The 16,543-nt window shown below is 70.7% G+C and carries 17 protein-coding genes; 7 read left to right on the top strand and 10 right to left on the bottom strand.

Annotated elements, in window-relative coordinates:
* Positions 1–18: 18 nt before the first annotated feature.
* A complete protein-coding gene (dnaJ, locus tag GA0070607_RS19225; protein WP_172899204.1) occupies positions 19–1,164 on the bottom strand; it encodes a molecular chaperone DnaJ in 1,146 nt (381 codons plus the stop codon).
* A gap of 73 nt (positions 1,165–1,237) precedes the next feature.
* Entirely contained in the window at positions 1,238–2,260 is a 1,023-nt protein-coding gene (gene hrcA, locus GA0070607_RS19220) for a heat-inducible transcriptional repressor HrcA (protein WP_089019441.1), read from the bottom strand.
* 199 nt (positions 2,261–2,459) lie between these two features.
* On the opposite strand from hrcA, the gene GA0070607_RS19215 reads away from it, so the two are divergent.
* Positions 2,460–3,095: a DUF4870 domain-containing protein gene (locus GA0070607_RS19215; RefSeq protein WP_172899063.1), complete on the top strand. Its 636-nt coding sequence runs from the start codon at positions 2,460–2,462 to the stop codon at positions 3,093–3,095.
* Positions 3,096–3,196: 101 nt separating this feature from the next.
* Here GA0070607_RS19215 and hemW read toward each other — a convergent pair whose 3' ends face one another.
* Entirely contained in the window at positions 3,197–4,420 is a 1,224-nt protein-coding gene (gene hemW / locus GA0070607_RS19210; RefSeq protein WP_172899203.1) for a radical SAM family heme chaperone HemW, read from the bottom strand.
* Between the two features lie 19 nt (positions 4,421–4,439).
* Here hemW and GA0070607_RS19205 point away from each other — a divergent pair, with 19 nt between their 5' ends.
* The 4 genes from GA0070607_RS19205 (at position 4,440) to GA0070607_RS19190 (ending at position 8,377) form a co-directional block, all read left to right on the top strand.
* Entirely contained in the window at positions 4,440–5,225 is a 786-nt protein-coding gene (locus GA0070607_RS19205) for an enoyl-CoA hydratase-related protein (protein WP_089019439.1), read from the top strand.
* 132 nt (positions 5,226–5,357) lie between these two features.
* Complete coding sequence (locus GA0070607_RS19200; protein WP_408630840.1) at positions 5,358–6,212, top strand: hypothetical protein; 855 nt, start codon at positions 5,358–5,360, stop codon at positions 6,210–6,212.
* A gap of 223 nt (positions 6,213–6,435) precedes the next feature.
* A complete protein-coding gene (locus GA0070607_RS19195) occupies positions 6,436–7,338 on the top strand; it encodes a phytanoyl-CoA dioxygenase family protein (protein WP_089019437.1) in 903 nt (300 codons plus the stop codon).
* A gap of 127 nt (positions 7,339–7,465) precedes the next feature.
* Positions 7,466–8,377, top strand: coding sequence for a hypothetical protein (locus GA0070607_RS19190; RefSeq protein WP_089019436.1), 912 nt, complete (start codon positions 7,466–7,468; stop codon positions 8,375–8,377).
* Positions 8,378–8,435: 58 nt separating this feature from the next.
* On the opposite strand, the gene GA0070607_RS19185 is transcribed toward GA0070607_RS19190, so the two are convergent.
* Complete coding sequence (locus tag GA0070607_RS19185) at positions 8,436–9,071, bottom strand: MOSC domain-containing protein (RefSeq protein ID WP_089019435.1); 636 nt, start codon at positions 9,069–9,071, stop codon at positions 8,436–8,438.
* A gap of 135 nt (positions 9,072–9,206) precedes the next feature.
* On the opposite strand from GA0070607_RS19185, the gene GA0070607_RS19180 reads away from it, so the two are divergent.
* Complete coding sequence (locus GA0070607_RS19180) at positions 9,207–9,686, top strand: hypothetical protein (RefSeq protein ID WP_231929983.1); 480 nt, start codon at positions 9,207–9,209, stop codon at positions 9,684–9,686.
* Positions 9,683–9,997, top strand: coding sequence for a winged helix-turn-helix domain-containing protein (locus tag GA0070607_RS19175; RefSeq protein ID WP_089019434.1), 315 nt, complete (start codon positions 9,683–9,685; stop codon positions 9,995–9,997). The genes GA0070607_RS19180 and GA0070607_RS19175 overlap by 4 nt, the downstream gene beginning before the upstream one ends.
* A 34-nt stretch (positions 9,998–10,031) precedes the next feature.
* Here the strand turns inward: GA0070607_RS19175 and GA0070607_RS19170 are convergent, their stop codons facing one another.
* The 6 genes from GA0070607_RS19170 to lepA all read right to left on the bottom strand — a co-directional run bounded on the left by GA0070607_RS19170 (position 10,032) and on the right by lepA (position 16,539).
* Positions 10,032–10,862, bottom strand: a complete 831-nt coding sequence (locus GA0070607_RS19170) for a carbohydrate ABC transporter permease (protein WP_089019433.1) — start codon at positions 10,860–10,862, stop codon at positions 10,032–10,034.
* Positions 10,859–11,845: a carbohydrate ABC transporter permease gene (locus GA0070607_RS19165; protein WP_089019432.1), complete on the bottom strand. Its 987-nt coding sequence runs from the start codon at positions 11,843–11,845 to the stop codon at positions 10,859–10,861. Before GA0070607_RS19165 ends, GA0070607_RS19170 begins: the two co-directional genes overlap by 4 nt.
* Entirely contained in the window at positions 11,842–13,131 is a 1,290-nt protein-coding gene (locus tag GA0070607_RS19160; RefSeq protein ID WP_089019431.1) for a sugar ABC transporter substrate-binding protein, read from the bottom strand. Before GA0070607_RS19160 ends, GA0070607_RS19165 begins: the two co-directional genes overlap by 4 nt.
* A 233-nt stretch (positions 13,132–13,364) precedes the next feature.
* Entirely contained in the window at positions 13,365–13,649 is a 285-nt protein-coding gene (locus tag GA0070607_RS19155; RefSeq protein WP_089019430.1) for a GlsB/YeaQ/YmgE family stress response membrane protein, read from the bottom strand.
* A gap of 298 nt (positions 13,650–13,947) precedes the next feature.
* Complete coding sequence (locus GA0070607_RS19150; protein WP_074313648.1) at positions 13,948–14,232, bottom strand: GlsB/YeaQ/YmgE family stress response membrane protein; 285 nt, start codon at positions 14,230–14,232, stop codon at positions 13,948–13,950.
* Between the two features lie 429 nt (positions 14,233–14,661).
* Positions 14,662–16,539 carry a translation elongation factor 4 gene (gene lepA / locus GA0070607_RS19145; RefSeq protein WP_089019429.1) on the bottom strand — a complete coding sequence of 626 codons (1,878 nt, stop codon included), beginning with the start codon at positions 16,537–16,539 and terminating at the stop codon, positions 14,662–14,664.
* Positions 16,540–16,543: the final 4 nt, after the last annotated feature.

The raw sequence follows: 16,543 nt of genomic DNA, 5'->3' as shown, positions 1-16,543 counted from the left end.
TCAGGCTAGTCGTGCCGGTCAGGCGTGACCGTTGAACGCGTCGCGCATCCGGGAGAAGAAGCCGCCCTGCTTGGTCAGCTCGGCGACCTCCTCGCCCCGGGTCTTGGCGAAGTCGCGCAGCATCTTCTCCTGGTCCGGGTCGAGCTTGGTCGGCGTCCGCACGTCCAGGTGCACGTAGAGGTCGCCCCGGCCGGTGCCGCGCAGGTGCGGCACGCCCCGGGCGCGCAGCCGCAGCGTGCTGGCGGGCTGGGTGCCGGCCTTGACGTCGACCGTCTCCTCGCTGTCCAGCGTCTTGATGGTCAGCCGGGTGCCCAGCGCCGCCGCGGTCATCGGGACGGTGACCCGGCAGTGCAGGTCGTCGCCCTTGCGGGAGTACACGTCGTGCGGCCGCTCGTGGATCTCCACGTAGAGGTCACCTGCGGTGCCACCACCCGGGCCCACCTCGCCCTGCTGGGCCAGCCGGATCCGCATGCCGTCCTCGACGCCGGCAGGGATCTTGACGGTCAGCGAGCGGCGGGTGCGCACCCGGCCGTCGCCGGCGCAGGTGGGGCAGGGGTGCGGGATGGTGGTGCCGTAGCCCTGGCAGACGGTGCACGGCCGGGCGGAGACCACCTGGCCGAGGAAGGTGCGCTGCACCGACTGCACCTCGCCCCGGCCACCGCACGCCTCGCAGGTGGCGAGGTGGGTGCCGGCGGCCGTGCCGGCGCCGGAGCAGGTGGTGCAGAGCACGGCGGTGTCGACGGTGATCGGCGCCTCGACGCCGAACGCCGTCTCGTGCAGGTCCAGCTCCAGCCGCAGGATCGCGTCGGCGCCCGGCCGGGTCCGCGGGCGCGGGCCGCGCGCGCCACCCGCCGCGCCGCCGAAGAACGCGTCCATGATGTCCTGGAACCCGACGAACGGGCCGGCGCCGCCCGGACCGCCCGGGCCACCGGCGCCGCCGCCACCCGGGGCGAGCGGGTCGCCGCCGAGGTCGACGATCTGCCGCTTCCGGTCGTCCGAGAGCACCTCGTACGCGGCGTTGATGTCCTTGAACTTCTCCTGAGCCTCCGGGTCCGGATTGACGTCCGGGTGGAACTGGCGCGCCAGCTTGCGGTAGGCGCGCTTGATTTCGTCGTCGGAGGCTTCCCGGCTCACACCGAGGATGCCGTAGTAGTCCCTGGCCACTGCGTTCCGTGTCCTCATGTTCGTCTCGCGTTGCGCCGGTCGGCGGCCGCAGCCGGCCGTCGGCCCTGACTGGTCAGTTCTGGGCCAGCAGCTCGCCCACGTAGCGTGCCACGGCGCGCACCGTGGCGATGGTGCCGGGGTAGTCCATCCGGGTGGGCCCCAGCACCCCCAGGCCACCCACGATGGTGGCGCCCGGGCCGTACCCGGTGCTGACCACCGAGGCGGCGCGCAGGTTGTCGAACTCGTTCTCGTCGCCGATCAGCACCCGGGTCGTGCTCGGCTCGGTTTCGCCGATGAGCTTGAGCAGCACGACCTCCTCCTCCAGCGCCTCGAGGATCGGCCGCAGCGAGCCCTGGAAGTCGAGCAGGCCGCCCCGGGTGAGGTTGGCGGTGCCGGCCAGCGCGATGCGTTCCTCGTGCCGCTCGACAAGCGTCTCCAACAGCACGGTGGAGAGCGTGGTCATCGCCGGGCGCAGCTCGGGCGGCGCCTCCTCGACCAGCGCCTGCACCAGCGGCGGCGTGTCGGACAGCCGGGCGCCGGCGAGCTTCTCGTTGACCAGTCGGCGCAGGTCGGTGACGTCGTCGGGGTGCACCGGCCCGGGCAGCTCCACCAGCCGCTGCTCCACCCGGCCGGTGTCGGCGATCATGACGAGCATCAGCCGGGTGGTGGAGATCGGCACCAGCTCCAGGTGACGCACCGAGGAGCGGGCCAGGCTCGGGTACTGCACAACGGCCACCTGCCGGGTCAGTTGGGCGAGCAGCCGTACGGTGCGGTGCACCACGTCGTCGAGGTCGACCGCGCCGACCAGGAAGCGCTCGATGGCCCGGCGCTCCGCCGGGCTGAGCGGCTTGACCCGGGACAGCCGGTCAACGAAGAGTCGGTAGCCGCGGTCGGTGGGCACCCGGCCGGCACTGGTGTGCGGCTGCCGGATGTAGCCCTCCTCCTCCAGCACGGCCATGTCGTTGCGGACCGTGGCCGGGGAGACGCCGAGCTGGTGCCGCTCGACCAGCGCCTTGCTGCCGACCGGCTCCTGGGTTGAGACGTAGTCCTCGACGATGGCGCGGAGCACGGCGAGCTTGCGGTCGTCGAGACCCATCCTCCGCACCTCCTGTCGCACGTCGGCCGCCGGCACGGCGGAGCCGGCGGGCCGTACTGGCACTCGACTGTAACGAGTGCCAGTCTACGTCGGCGTGCCCGCCAGCGCGATGATCAAGGCGGTCGCTGTCCGTTCAGCCAAGCCGGCCCGGCGGTGTCGCTCTGGTGCGGCGTTGCCACGGGCCCCTACCGTGACATCCATGACTGAACCACCTCGCCCTCCCGGTGCGGGAGACCCCGGCGACCAGCCGCCGGAGCCGACCTACCCGCCGGCCGCTCCCGGCCCGGCCTCCTCGGCCGAGCCACCCACCGCACCACTGTCCGGGGCACCCGGCCCGGGCGGCTATCCCCCGGCCGGTGGCTATCCGCCGCCCACCGGTGACCAACCGCCGTCGGGCGGCTACCCTCCGCCCGGTGGCTACCCGCCACCGGGGGGCTATCCCCTTGGCGGCTATCCGACCGGCGGCGCCTACGGCGGCCCCGGCGGCGGCTACGCCAGCAACGAGGACAAGACCTGGGCCCTGGTCGCGCACTTCGGCGGCGCCGCCGGCGCGCTGATCAGCTTCGGCCCGCTGGGCTTCGTCGCCCCGCTGATCGCCTATCTGGCCCGCGGTCAGCAGTCGCCGACCGTCCGGGCGCACGCCCTGGCCGCGCTGAACTTCCAGATCCTCTGGTCGATCATCGCGTTCGTGCTGCTCTTCGTGAGCTGGTGCCTGCTCTTCCTGCCCAGCATCGCGGTGGTCGTGATCCAGATCCTGTTCGGGATCATCGCCGGCATGAAGGCCAACGAGGGCCAGCCCTACCGCTACCCGATGTCGGCCAGTTTCATCAAGTGACCCGGGTCGGCCGCTCCCCCGGCCGGCCCGGTGCACCGCCGTCGGTCGACCGGCGCCCGACTGCCGACGGCCGTCGGTCCGACCGGCGGCGGCGCGCCGGCTCAGGGCAGCAGGTCGCGCACCACGGCGTCGGCGAGCAGTCGGCCGCGCAGGGTGAGCACCGCCCGGCCGGCCGCGTACTCCGGTGCGGCCAGCAGGCCGCCGGCCAGCGCCCGCTCGGCGCCGGCCCGGCCGGTGGCGTCGAGCACCGCCAGTGGCAGCCCGCTGGCGAGTCGCAGCCGGAGCATGACCTCCTCCATGTGCGTCTCGTCGGCGGTGAGCACCTCCCGGGCGAGGCCGGGTGACGCGCCGGCGGCCAGCCGCTGGGCGTACGCCGACGGGTGCTTGACGTTCCACCAGCGCACCCCGCCGACGTGGCTGTGTGCCCCGGGGCCCAGCCCCCACCAGTCGGCGCCGGTCCAGTAGAGCAGGTTGTGCCGGCACCGGGCCTCGTCGGTGCGGGCCCAGTTGGAGACCTCGTACCAGGACAGGCCGGCGGCGTCGAGGGCGGCCTCCGCGGCCAGGTAGCGGTCCGCGGCGACGTCGTCGCTGGGGTACGGCAGCTCGCCGCGACGCATCCGGGCGGCCAGCCGGGTGCCGTCCTCCACGATCAGGGCGTACGCGCTGACGTGATCCACCCCGGCGGCGACCACCTGCTCCAGCGAGGCGGCGAAGTCCTCGGCCCGCTCCCCCGGGGTGCCGTAGATCAGGTCCAGGTTGACGTGCTCGAATCCGGCGTCGCGCGCCTCCAGGGCGGCGGCGGTGGCCCGACCGGCGCTGTGTTTGCGGTCCAGGATCGCCAGCACCCCCGGGGAGGCGGACTGCATGCCGAGCGAGATCCGGGTGTAGCCGGCGGCCCGCAGCAGCTTCAGCGACTCCGGGGTGACCGATTCCGGGTTGGCCTCGGTGGTCACCTCGGCGTCGGCGGCCAGCCCCCAGGTGCGGTCGATGCCCTCGAGGATGCGGGCCAGGTCGTCGGCGGGGAGCAGGGTGGGCGTGCCACCGCCGACGAAGACGGTGTCGACCCGGGGCGGTGGGCTGTCGCCGAGCACCCGGGCGGCGAGCGCCAGCTCGGCCAGCACGGTGTCGGCGTACCCCTCGCGGCTGGCGCCGCCGCCCAACTCGGCGGCGGTGTAGGTGTTGAAGTCGCAGTAGCCGCAGCGGCTGGCACAGAACGGCACGTGGACGTACACGCCGAAGCCGCGCGCGCCGACCGCGGTGGTGGCGGTGGCGGGCAACGATCCGTCGACGGGGACGGTCTCACCATCTGGAAGGACGCCGGGCATGGCCACTAGTGTGCCCGGCATGACCTCTCCCGACGTCCTCGTGCGGGTCTCCACGGCCCGCGGGGTGACCACCCTCACCCTGGACAGCCCGCACAACCGCAACGCGCTCTCCACCGGGCTGATGACCCAGCTGCTGGCCGGGCTGGCCGGGGCGGTGGCCGACGACGCGGTCCGGGTGATCGTGCTCGACCACACCGGTCCGGTCTTCTGCTCGGGCGCGGACCTGAAGGAGACCGCCGCGGCGTACGCCAGCGGGACGGTGCCGGCCGGGATGCTGGGTGACGTGCTCGCCGCGCTCTGGGAGTGCCCGAAGCCGGTCCTGGCCCGGGTCGCCGGGCCGGCGCGGGCCGGCGGGTTGGGCCTGATCGCGGCCGCCGACCTGGCGGTCTGCGCCGACGAGGCGACGTTCGCCTTCACCGAGGTACGGATCGGGGTGATCCCGGCGGTGATCTCGGCGACCGTGCTGCCCCGGCTGCACCCGCGCGCCGCCGCCGAGCTGTACCTGACCGGGGACACCTTCGACGGGCGACGGGCCGCCGAGATCGGCCTGGTCACCGCCGCTGTCCCGGCGGACGGGCTGGACGCGGCGGTCAGCCGGTACTGCGACTCGCTGGTGCGCGGCGCGCCCGGCGCGCTGGCCGGCGCGAAGGAGTTGCTGCGCCGACCGGGCACCGCCGAGCTGCGCGCCGAGCTGGCCCGGCTGTCCGCTCTGTCGACCCGGTACTTCCTCTCCGACGAGGGACGCGAGGGGGTCACCGCGTTCCGGGAGAAGCGGGACGCCAGCTGGGTACCCGCCACGGATTAGTCGGTTTGTCCTGGAGACGGCGGGGAACACCACCCTGACCTTCCCCGCACCCCTCAAGCGTGAATCGGTCGGACGACCCGGACGACGCCAACGGGGACGTACGCTTGTCGGACTGTCGATCTGGGGGTGTGGGTGCGAACTCGGGCAACCGTGGCGGGTGGCGTGGTCCTCGTCCTCATCGCCGTGATCGCAATCTGGCTCGTCATGCGGCAGGTCGGGAATGAGTTGCGACTGCCGCTGTCGTCGCGGACCTGCACGGTCCAGGCCGATGGTCGGGTCGCCCTGGACGCCGACCAGATGGCCAACGCGGCGACCATCGCGGCGATCGGCGCCCAGCGCGGGATGCCCGAGCGCGCCGTGGTGGTGGCGCTGGCCACGGCGTACCAGGAATCCGGGCTGCGCAACCTCGCCGACGGCGACCGTGACTCGGTCGGCCTGTTCCAGCAGCGCCCGAGCCAGGGCTGGGGCACCCCGAAGCAGATCCGCGACCCGCGCTACGCGGCGAAGCGGTTCTACGCGGCGCTGAAGAAGGTGCGCGGCTGGGAGTCGATGCGCGTCACCGACGCCGCCCAGCGGGTGCAGCGCTCGGCGTTCCCCGAGGCGTACCAGAAGTGGGCCGACGACTCCGAGGTGCTCAGCCGGGCGCTGCTGGGCGACGCCACCGGCGCGGTCGCCTGCTCGGTGGGGCGTACCCCGGTGATGCGCGGCGCGACGGCGGCCGCCCAGTTGACCCGCAACCTGGTGCTGGACTGGGGGGTGTCGAGCACCGACCCGGCGGACCAGACCGGGCTCTCGGTGGCCGCGGGCGACCAGCGCGACGGCTGGCGGTATGCGCACTGGCTGGTCTCGCACGCACAGGACCACGGGGTGAAGCGGGTGCGTTTCGGGGGCCTGGAGTGGACGGCCCGGGCCGGCACCTGGGGGCGGGTGAGCGGCGAGCAGGGCCCCGCCGGTCAGGTGGTGGCCGAGGTGTTCGCCGAGGGGTGACGCGCCCTGATCCCGCAACCGCCAGTCACCGCACAATCGGGCAACGCCTCACAGACAGCGCTATTGATCGCGCGAATCTGACCATCTGTGATGGTTCCGCTGCGTGCAGTCCGGTCGGCTTCCGCCCGCACCGCTGGCCCTCCCCAATGCCGAGTTGTGCGCGTTACGATCGGCGGCCTGTGCCAGCAAATGGGTTTCACCTCATGGGGAGGGGTACGACGCGGTGTTCGATTACGGCGACCGGACCGGCTACGAACCGATCAGCGAGACTGACCGCAAGGAGTTCCACGAGCAGGGCTTTCTCCTGCTGCGCAACGTCCTGACCGAGGATCACCGGGCGGCGCTGGAGGCGGCGGTCGACCGCGTCTACGCGGAGGAACAGGCCAAGGGCAACACCAAGAAGGACGGCACGCTGCACCTGCTGGGCTTCCTGGAGCGCGACGAGCTCTTCGGTGAGCTGCTCACCCACCCGATCGCCTTCCCGTACATGTGGGGGCTGGCCGGCTGGAACATCTACACCCACCACAACCACCTGGACGTCACCCCGCCGGCGCTCGAGCCGGAGAAGCCGTACTGGGGCTGGCACCAGGACGGGTACCGCCAGAACTCCGACCCGGAGACGATGGACCCGAACCTGCCCCGGCCGATGTTCTCGCTCAAGGTCGCGTACGTGCTCTCCGACCTCTCCGAGACCGGTCGTGGCGCCACCAAGGTCATCCCGGGCAGCCACCTGAAGAACTCGCTGCCCCGGCCGGCGGACCTCACCGTGCAGAACCCCGACCCGGAGGGCACGGTGGAGATCACCGCCAACCCGGGTGACGCCTTCATCTTCGACCGCCGCCAGTGGCACTCGCGGTCGACGAACCTGTCGTCCATCACCCGCAAGATGCTCTTCGTCGGCTACACCTACCGGTGGATCCGCCCGCTGGACGAGCTGCACCCGGACCTGGACGGCGAGTGGTACCGCAACCGCACGCCGGTGCAGCGCCAGCTGATCGGTGAGGGCACCCACACCGCGAACTACTGGGGCATCAACTGGGACGGGTACGTCGACGACGAGATCCCGCTGCGCAAGGAGCTCAAGGAGCGCGGCCTGCTGGACCGCAGCGTCCCCTGGCTCCGCTGACGACGTAAGGAAGGGCCCCTTGTTATCGCTTCATGCATAACAAGGGGCCCTTTTTAACGCGGGTGTGCTGCTTCGGCTAGCCGACAGTTGGAGGGCACAGCGATAGGCAGCCCGTACCCTGTGGCGCATGACCGACGGCATCGCCCTGACGTTGCTTGTTCTCGGAGTGGCCCTCGGCGTCGTCGGCAACTGGATCAAACGACCGCAGAAACTGAGCGGGCGATGGGTCGTCGGAATCTTCACGCTGCTCCTCGTGGCGGCGTCGATCTTCACGTTCCTGGAGGGCCGCCTGCCGGACGGGCTGTCCTCCCCGCCCCGGGCCGACACCGCGACCGTGCCGGCGCAGGTCCCCACGATGGCGCCGCCGGCCTCCGCGAGCGCCACGCCCACGCCGACCGCGTCGGCCCGGCCGTCGACCAGTCCGAAGGCGACTCCGGAATCCACCACGAAATCAAGCGCCGGCCCACAGAAGACCGGCGCCAAGAAGGAACCACCACGGTCGCCGTACGTCGCCGCGAGCAACTTCCAGCGCTTCGGCGGAACCCACGGGCCATTCACAATGGTCGCCGAGGGAACAGCACTGCGGATCGACACACCGGACAGCATCGACAGCCAGTGGGGCGCCTACCTCAAGGACCACATGGTGTGCGACGGCACTGTCGAGTTCGACGTCCGGCTCGGCGCCGGCACTGTCGACTACTACGGGCTGGCCGTACTCCCCCGCGGTGGGCTCGACAACGACCAGGCGACCGGCGACGCGATCATCCTCTACCGGGACTCCGACGGCTCCTTCATCGCCAAGTTCTCGTCCCTGCCGACGCCGGGCGTCGGTGGGGTCGGCGGCGGTTCATACCCGGTCGCGGACCTGCGCCAGACGCGCCACGTCGTGGTCTCGGCGCGGGGCTCGACCTACTTTGTGAAGGTGGACGGGATCCCGGCCGGCCAGTTCGCCGAGACGGAGAGCGCCGGCTGCGGGAAGCTCACGCTGGCCGCCTGGGGCGGCACCACCGCCCACATCGACGACGTCCTGGTGCGGTGACCGCCGCGTCGGTGACCGGCACCGGCCGACCCCACCGGTGCCTCCGGTCGGCGGGTCGTCAGCGCCCCAGCCGGCGGCGGGCCTTCTCCCGGATCGACTCCGGCAGGTCCTCTGCGTCAAGCAGCCGGGGCAACAGCTCCGGCTCCAGGCTGGTGGCCCGGAACACCTCGCCGATGGTCACCCCGTGCGCGGGCCGGTCCACCACCTCCACCGGGTCGCCCGGGCCCACCTCCCCCTCGCGAAGCACCCGCAGGTAGGCCCCGGGCAGTGCCCGGACGGTGAACCGCTTGATCAGATCCGGTACGCCCCAGAAGCCGGCGAAGGTGGTGCACGGCGTTCGGGGCTTGGTCACCTGGAGCAGGGCGGAGCCGACCTGCCACTGTTCACCGATCACCGCGCCGGTGACGTCGACCGCGTACGTGGTGAGGTTCTCGCCGAAGCCGCCGGGCCGGATGTCCCGCCCCAGTTCGGTCGTCCACCAGGCGGCGTCCTCCTCCGCGTAGGCGTAGACCGCCTGGTCCTCACCGCCGTGGTGGGCTCGCTCGCCGATGAAGTCGCCGACCACTCCGTCGACGCGGAACGCCACCGGCGCGTCCACCGGCCGCTTGTCGATGCCGCTGCGTCCGCTCGCGTCGCCCGCCCACTCCGCCTCGGTCACCCTGCCGAGGTTCACCGCTGCCACCCTGCCCGTCATGGCCGTCAGCCTAACGGCGCGTGGATGCCCGGGAGCGCCACCTCGCGCCCGAAGAGGAAAGTACTTGCCTGTTAGGCAAGGCAGTGTTCTACTTGCCTAACAGGCAAGTGTTTGCCTTCTACTCAAGGAGCAGCCGTGACCGAGCCTGGCATCACTCCCGCATCGGCCGCCGACGCGCTCGCCGAGATCCACGCCCGCCGCGACCAGGCTGTCGCAGCCGCCCTCGTTCCAGGCTGGTACTGGCCCGCGGTGGGCGGGCTCATGGTGGCCTTCACCGCCGCCGTGGAGAGCCACCGGCCGTGGCTGGTCGCGGTCGGGTCGGTGGCGTACGCGATCGGCCTGGCCGCCGTCGTGGGCCTGCTCGTGGCGCGGCACCGCGCCCAGGTCCACAAACACATCATCGGCGTACGGGGGGCCTCCGTCATCGCCGGTTACGCGCTCGTCCTGGTCGCGCTCGGCGTCGGCGCCGGGTTCACCGCCGAGGCGGTCGGTCTGAGCTGGCCCGCGACGGTCGGTACGGCGATCGCCGGCGGCGCGATGACCGCCACCGGGGAGCCACTGATGCGCTACCTTCGCCGGATGATGACCACCCGACCGCTGGGCGGCGGCCGGTGAGCACCGCCCGGTTCGACGAGCTGATCCACGCGCCGACCCGGCTGTCCCTGGTGAGCCTGCTCGCGGCCACCGAGTGGGCGGAGTTCCGCTACCTGCGCGAGCATCTCGGGCTCTCCGACTCGGCGCTGTCCAAGCAGCTCACCACGCTGGAGCAGGCCGGATACGTGGAGATCCGCAAGAGCTTCGTGGGCAAGCGCCCGCGTACCTCGGTGACCCTGAGCCGGGCCGGCCGGGCGGCGTTCGACGGGCACGTGGCGGCGTTACAGGAAATCGTCGCCCGGTCGGGGCTCACCGTCCTGCCCGGCGGTTGACCACCGGCGCCGGCGATGGTGCGCGGCCGGCAGGTCAGCCCTTGACGGCGCCGGCGACCAGGCCGGAGACCATCCGCCGCTGCACCAGCAGGAAGAAGATGATGACCGGCAGGGTGAACAGGGTGGAGGCGGCCATCACCGGGCCCCAGTTGGTGTCGTCCCGGCCGAAGAAGAAGGTCATCGCCACCGGCAACGTGTACCGACTCTGGTCGTTGATGAACGTCAGCGCGAAGATGAGCTCGTTCCACGCGGTGATGAAGGAGAAGATGCTGGTGGCCACCAGGCCGGGTGCGACCAGCGGGAACAGGATCCGCCGGAAGATCTGGGCCCGGCTGGCGCCGTCGATGGCGGCAGCCTCCTCCAGTTCCTTGGGCACCGCCGCGACGAAGCCGCGCAGCATCCAGACCGCGAACGGCAGCGAGAAACCGAGGTACGTGAGGATCAGGCTGGGCAGGGTGTTGTAGAGCCCGAGCCGCTGGATCATCAGGAACAGCGGGATGACCAGCGCCTCCAGCGGGATCATCTGCACGATCAGCAGCATGATCAGGAAGCTGGTCCGCAGCCGGAACCGGAACCGGGCCACCGCGGTCGCGGCGAGCAGCGCGACCAGGCCGCTGAGCACCACCGTCGAGACCGCGACCAGGGCGCTGTTGAGGAAGAAGTCGGCGAAGCTCACGCCGGGGATCAGGTTGCCGGTCAGGATCTCCCGGTAGTGCGCGAGCGTCGGGTGGGTCGGCACCGGCTGCGGGGTGGACGAGAAGATCTCCTTGCTCGGCTTCAGCGAGGTGGAGATCATCCAGTAGACGGGGAACGCCGCGAAGAGCGCGACCAGCAGCCCGGCCCCGTTGAGGGCGATCTTCTTCACGACTCGTCCTCCTGCCTGAGCACCATCCGTACGTAGAAGCCGGTGACCAGGAGCAGGATCAACGTGAGGATCACCGCGATCGCCGCACCGAGGCCGTACTTCGGCGGCGGCGAGAAGGCCTCCGCGTAGGAGTAGATGGAGAGCATGAACGTCGGCCGGTCCTGGGTGCCTCCGGCCAGCACGAACTGCTGGGTGAAGACCTTGAAGTCCCAGATCGTGGAGAGCACGATCAGGATCCCGAAGACCGGGCGCAGCAGCGGGAAGGTGATCTTCCAGAACGCCCGCCAGGGGCCGGCGCCGTCCACCCGGGCGGCCTCGTGCAGCTCGCTCGGCACGCTCTTCAGGCCGGCGAGCACGCTCACCGCGATGAACGGGAACGAGTGCCAGACCACCACCAGGGTGAGGATGGCGAAGAAGAGCACCGGCGAGTTGAACCAGCCGTAGCCGGTCCAGTCACTGTGGCCGAACAGGGCGTTGGACAGGCCGTCCGGCAGCGCGTTGAACAGCCAGGTGACCAGACCGCTGGTGTCGTCGAAGATCCACTTCCAGACGATCGTCCCGGTCAGCGCCGGGGTCGCCCACGCGAGCATCACGCAGCTGGCCACGAAGGTGGCCATCTTGCGGCCGAGCCGGTTGAGCAGCAGCCCGACCAGGGTGCCGAGGACCATCGTGAGCAGCACGTTGGCCGCGGCGAACAGGACCGTGTTGCGCAGCACGGTCAGGAAGAACGGATCGGAGAGGATGTCGGCGTAGTTGCCCAGCCCCACCCACGGCCACTCCCGGTCGCCGCGCAACTGCCGGACGCTGTTCAGCCGGTAGAAGGACATGACCACGACCTGGCCGAGCGGCCAGAGCAGCAGCACCCCGATGATCGCCAGCGCGGGCAGCAGCAGCAGGTACGGCAGGCGGTCGACCCGGCGATGCCGCCGCGCGGGGGTCTCCCGCGCGGCGGCCGTCCCCGGCACCTCGGTCAGCGCGGTCACTTGGCGTTGAGGATGCTTTCCATCTCAGCGGCCGCGTCGGCGGTGGCCTTCTCGACCGTCTTCTGACCCTTCATGACCGAGCTGTTCATCGCCTGGGTCACCGTCTTGGTCCGGCTGACCTCCACCCACTTCGGGGTGAGCGGCGTGAGCTTGGTGTTCTGCATGGTGGTGGCGAACGCCGCCATCACCTTGTCGTTGGTGTACGTGTCGCTGGCGACCAGGTCCTTGTAGACCGGGAAGAAGCCGAGGCTGCTCGCGAAGCTCTGGGCGTTCTTCTTGTTCAGCAGCACTGTCAGGTAGTCCCAGGCCAGGTCCTGGCGCTCGCTGTCCTTCCAGATCGCCACGTCCGACCCGCCGGCGAAACCGGGCGCCGCCTTGCCGTCCGGACCGGGGATCGGGAACGTACCCCAGACCTTCTCGATCTCGGGGTTGTCCTTCTTGATGGCGCCCTGCTGCCAGCTGCCGGCGAAGGCCATCGCGGCCTTGCCGGTCGCGAACTGGGTACGCGCGTCGATCTCGTTCCAGCCCGCGGCGGCCGGCGGGGCCACCTTGTGGACGGTCACCATGTCGGTCCAGAACTTGACGGCCCGCTGCGCCTCCGGCGTCGTGTAGCCGGACTTCCAGGTGCCGCCCTGGTTGCTGGCGATCTCGCCGCCGGCGCCCCAGAGGAAGGAGTAGAAGGGCAGCTCGGAGTTGCCCGGCAGGGCGATGCCGAAGGTGCCCGGCTTCTTCGCCTGCACGGTCTTGGCCACGCTGACCAGGTCGTCCCAGGTCTTCGGCGGCTGCACGCCCGCCTCGGCGAACCAGTCGGTGCGGTAGTAGATGGCCCGCACGCCGGCGTACCACGGCACGCCGTACTGCTTGCCTTCGAGCTGCGCGTTGCGTACGAGGTCGGGCAGCAGGTCCTTGCCGTCGGCCCAGCCGCCCATCCGGCCGCTCACGTCGGCGAGCGCCTCCTGGGCCGCCCAGCCCTGGGTCTCGGTGTTACCCAGCTCGGTGATGTCCGGTCCCTCACCGCCGGCGAGCGCGGCCTGGAACTTCTTGGGCGCCTCGAGCCAGGGGATGTACTGCACCACCACGTCGGTGTCGGGGTGCTTCTGCCGGAACTCGGTCTCCACCCCGTCGAGGAAGGTGTTCTGCGCGTCCCCGCCCTCGCCCATCATCCAGACCGTGAGCTTGCTGTCGTCTGCCGCGTCGTCGCCGGAGCCCCCGCCGCAACCGGTCAGCACCATCGCGGCCGAGGCCACCACGGCGGTGACCGGGGCCAGCCGTTTCCACCTGTTCACGCCACTTCTCCCCTCGCGCCGCCTGGAACTAACCTTCTCCGCCGCACCTTAGTACGAAGAATTCCTTTACGACAGTGGGCGTGCTGGCGGAAGCGTGGCGACCGTACCGCAGGGGGGCGGCGAAAGGCGCTGTGGCATCGGGCCGAAGTCGGGCACTCCCACACGAAAGAGCGCCCGGCCGAGGGCCGGGCGCTCTGTCCAGTCGTGCGGTGCCGCCAGGTGATACCGGGTTGTTATCGGGTGATGCTGCGGCGCCGGCCCACGCCGGCCACCAGCGCGACCGCGATGGCCGCCAGAACGACCTGCACCAGCAGCTCGCCCCAGTCGATGCCGCTGGTCTCGGTCGCGATGCCGATCGCCCGCGCCAGCACGGTGCCCAGCAGGGCCGCGCCGACACCGATCAGCATGTGCAGCCAGATCGGCATGTTCTGCCGGCCCGGGACGACCAGGCGGCCCAGGGCCCCGACGATGAGACCGACAACGATCGCAGTGATGATGCCCCACACGGTGAGCTCCACGGTCGCCCTCCTTCGAAGAATGTCTGACACACGCTCTGTGTGTTTCCTGTCGTGACCGCTAAGTTCCCGACCCGCCGAAAATCCAAACCGACTCTGCCCACCAGACGATCACGACCAGGACGACAGGGACTTGATCGACACGAGATCGGCGACATCGGGGTATCGCGGCCACGGGAACGGCCGAGATCGCCGACATGGAGTGGATCAAGGCGGGCATGCGCGGTGAACGCCGAAGGGCGCCCGACCGGGAGGTCGGGCGCCCTTCGAGATGTCGCGGTGGTGCGGGTGATGCCGGGTGTTATCGGGTGACGCTGCGGCGGCGACCCACGCCCGCCACCAGCGCGACCGCGATCGCGGCCACGACGACCTGCACCAGCAGCTCGCCCCAGTCGATGCCGTTGGTCTCGGTCGCGATGCCGATCGCCCGCGCCAGCACGGTGCCCAGCAGGGCCGCGCCGACACCGATCAGCATGTGCAGCCACATCGGCATGTTCTGCCGGCCCGGGACGACCAGGCGGCCCAGCGCGCCGACGATGAGACCAACAACAAGCGCAGTGATAATGCCCCACACGGTGAGCTCCACGGTCGCCCTCCTTCAAACAATGTCTGACACACGCTCTGTGTGTTTCCTGTCGTGAACGCTAAGTGCCCGAGGCGCCGAAAATCCAAACCGACTCATCCGCGGAGCCAAACGGTCAGCGTCAATGCGCCACGGCTGCGTCGATTGGCACGGGGCACGTCCACACAGGTCACCGGCCCTGTCGTGGCGGCCACCCACCACCGGGTGCGGCCCGAAAAAAATCTCCGCCAGTCGCCAGTCGCCAGTCGCCAGCGCGCCCCCTCCGGCCGGGTCGGCACGTTGCCAGGACCGCCAGCCGGCGAGGACATGGCCAGGGCCGTCGGCCGGGACACGGCGACGGCCGGTACCCCGTCGGGCCATCGGTCGTCGCGACCGGCCCGGCCGGGGCACCGGCCGTGTTCGTCGATCAGCGCCGGCGCACCGGCGCCGGTGTCACTTCTTGCCGGCGGTCTTGCCGTCGCCGGAGTCGGAGGAGAGGGCGGCGATGAAGGCCTCCTGCGGCACCTCGACCCGGCCGACCATCTTCATCCGCTTCTTGCCTTCCTTCTGCTTCTCCAGCAGCTTGCGCTTCCGGCTGATGTCACCGCCGTAGCACTTGGCGAGCACGTCCTTACGGATCGCCCGGATGGTCTCCCGGGCGATGACCCGGCTGCCGATGGCGGCCTGGATCGGCACCTCGAACTGCTGGCGCGGGATCAGGGTGCGCAGCTTGGCGGCGATGGTGACGCCGTAGTTGTACGCCTTGTCCTTGTGCACGATGGCGCTGAACGCGTCCACCGGCTCGCCGTGCAGCAGGATGTCCACCTTCACCAGGTCGGACGCCTGCTCGCCGGAGGGCTCGTAGTCCAGCGAGGCGTAGCCCTTGGTCCGGCTCTTCAACTGGTCGAAGAAGTCGTAGATGATCTCCGCGAGGGGCAGCGTGTAGCGCAGCTCCACCCGGTCGGCGGAGAGGTAGTCCATGCCGAGCAGGCTGCCACGCCGGCCCTGGCAGAGCTCCATCACCGCGCCCACGTAGTCGTTGGGCGTCAGCACGGTGGCCCGGACCACCGGCTCGTACACCTCGGCGATCTTGCCGGTCGGGTACTCGCTGGGGTTCGTGACGACGATCTCCTCGCCGTCGTCGGTGATCGCCCGGTAGACCACGTTCGGGGCGGTGGAGATCAGGTCGAGGTTGTACTCGCGCTCCAGCCGCTCGCGGATGATCTCCAGGTGAAGCAGGCCGAGGAAGCCGCAGCGGAAGCCGAAGCCGAGCGCGCCGGAGGTCTCCGGCTCGTAGTCCAGCGCGGCGTCGTTGAGCTTGAGCTTGTCCAGTGCCTCGCGCAGGTTGGGGTAGTCGGACCCGTCGATCGGGTAGAGCCCGGAGTAGACCATCGGCTTCGGGTCCTTGTAACCACCCAGCGCCTCGGCCGCCGGCCGGCTGTTGATGGTGACCGTGTCACCGACCCGGGACTGCCGGACGTCCTTCACGCCGGTGATGAGGTAGCCCACCTCGCCGACGCCGAGCGCCTCGGCCTTCACCATCTCCGGCGAGATGACACCGATCTCCAGCAGCTCGTGCACCGCCCCGGTGGACATCATCTTGATCCGGTCCCGGGCACTGATCCGGCCGTCGATGACCCGGACGTACGTGACGACGCCGCGGTAGACGTCGTACACCGAGTCGAAGATCATCGCCCGGGCGGGCGCCTCGGCGTCGCCGGTCGGCGGGATGAACTGCCGGACGATCTCGTCGAGCAGGTGCGGCACGCCCTCGCCGGTCTTGCCGGAGACCCGGATGCAGTCGGCGGGGTCGCCGCCGATCAGGTGGGCCAGCTCCTCGGCGTACTTCTCCGGCTGGGCCGCCGGCAGGTCGATCTTGTTGAGCACCGGGATGATGCGCAGGTCGTTCTCGAGCGCCAGGTAGAGGTTCGCCAGGGTCTGCGCCTCGATGCCCTGCGCGGCGTCGACCAGCAGCACGGCCCCCTCGCAGGCGGCCAGCGACCGGGACACCTCGTAGGTGAAGTCGACGTGCCCCGGGGTGTCGATCATGTTGAGCACCGCGTGCTCACCGGCCCGCTCACCCTCGCGGATGGTCCACGGCATCCGGACGGCCTGGCTCTTGATGGTGATGCCGCGCTCGCGCTCGATGTCCATCCGGTCCAGGTACTGCGCGCGCATCTGCCGGGGGTCGACCACGCCGGTGAGCTGCAGCATCCGGTCGGCCAGGGTGGACTTCCCGTGGTCGATGTGGGCGATGATGCCGAAGTTCCGGATGACTGCCGGGTCGGTGGCACCGGGAGCGTTCCGGGCGGAATCGGGCGTCGGTGGCACAGCG

The organism is Micromonospora coriariae, from assembly GCF_900091455.1.
Lineage (GTDB): Bacteria > Actinomycetota > Actinomycetes > Mycobacteriales > Micromonosporaceae > Micromonospora > Micromonospora coriariae.
Note: the sequence above shows the minus strand (reverse complement) of the source record. Positions and strands in the feature narration are given on the sequence as shown.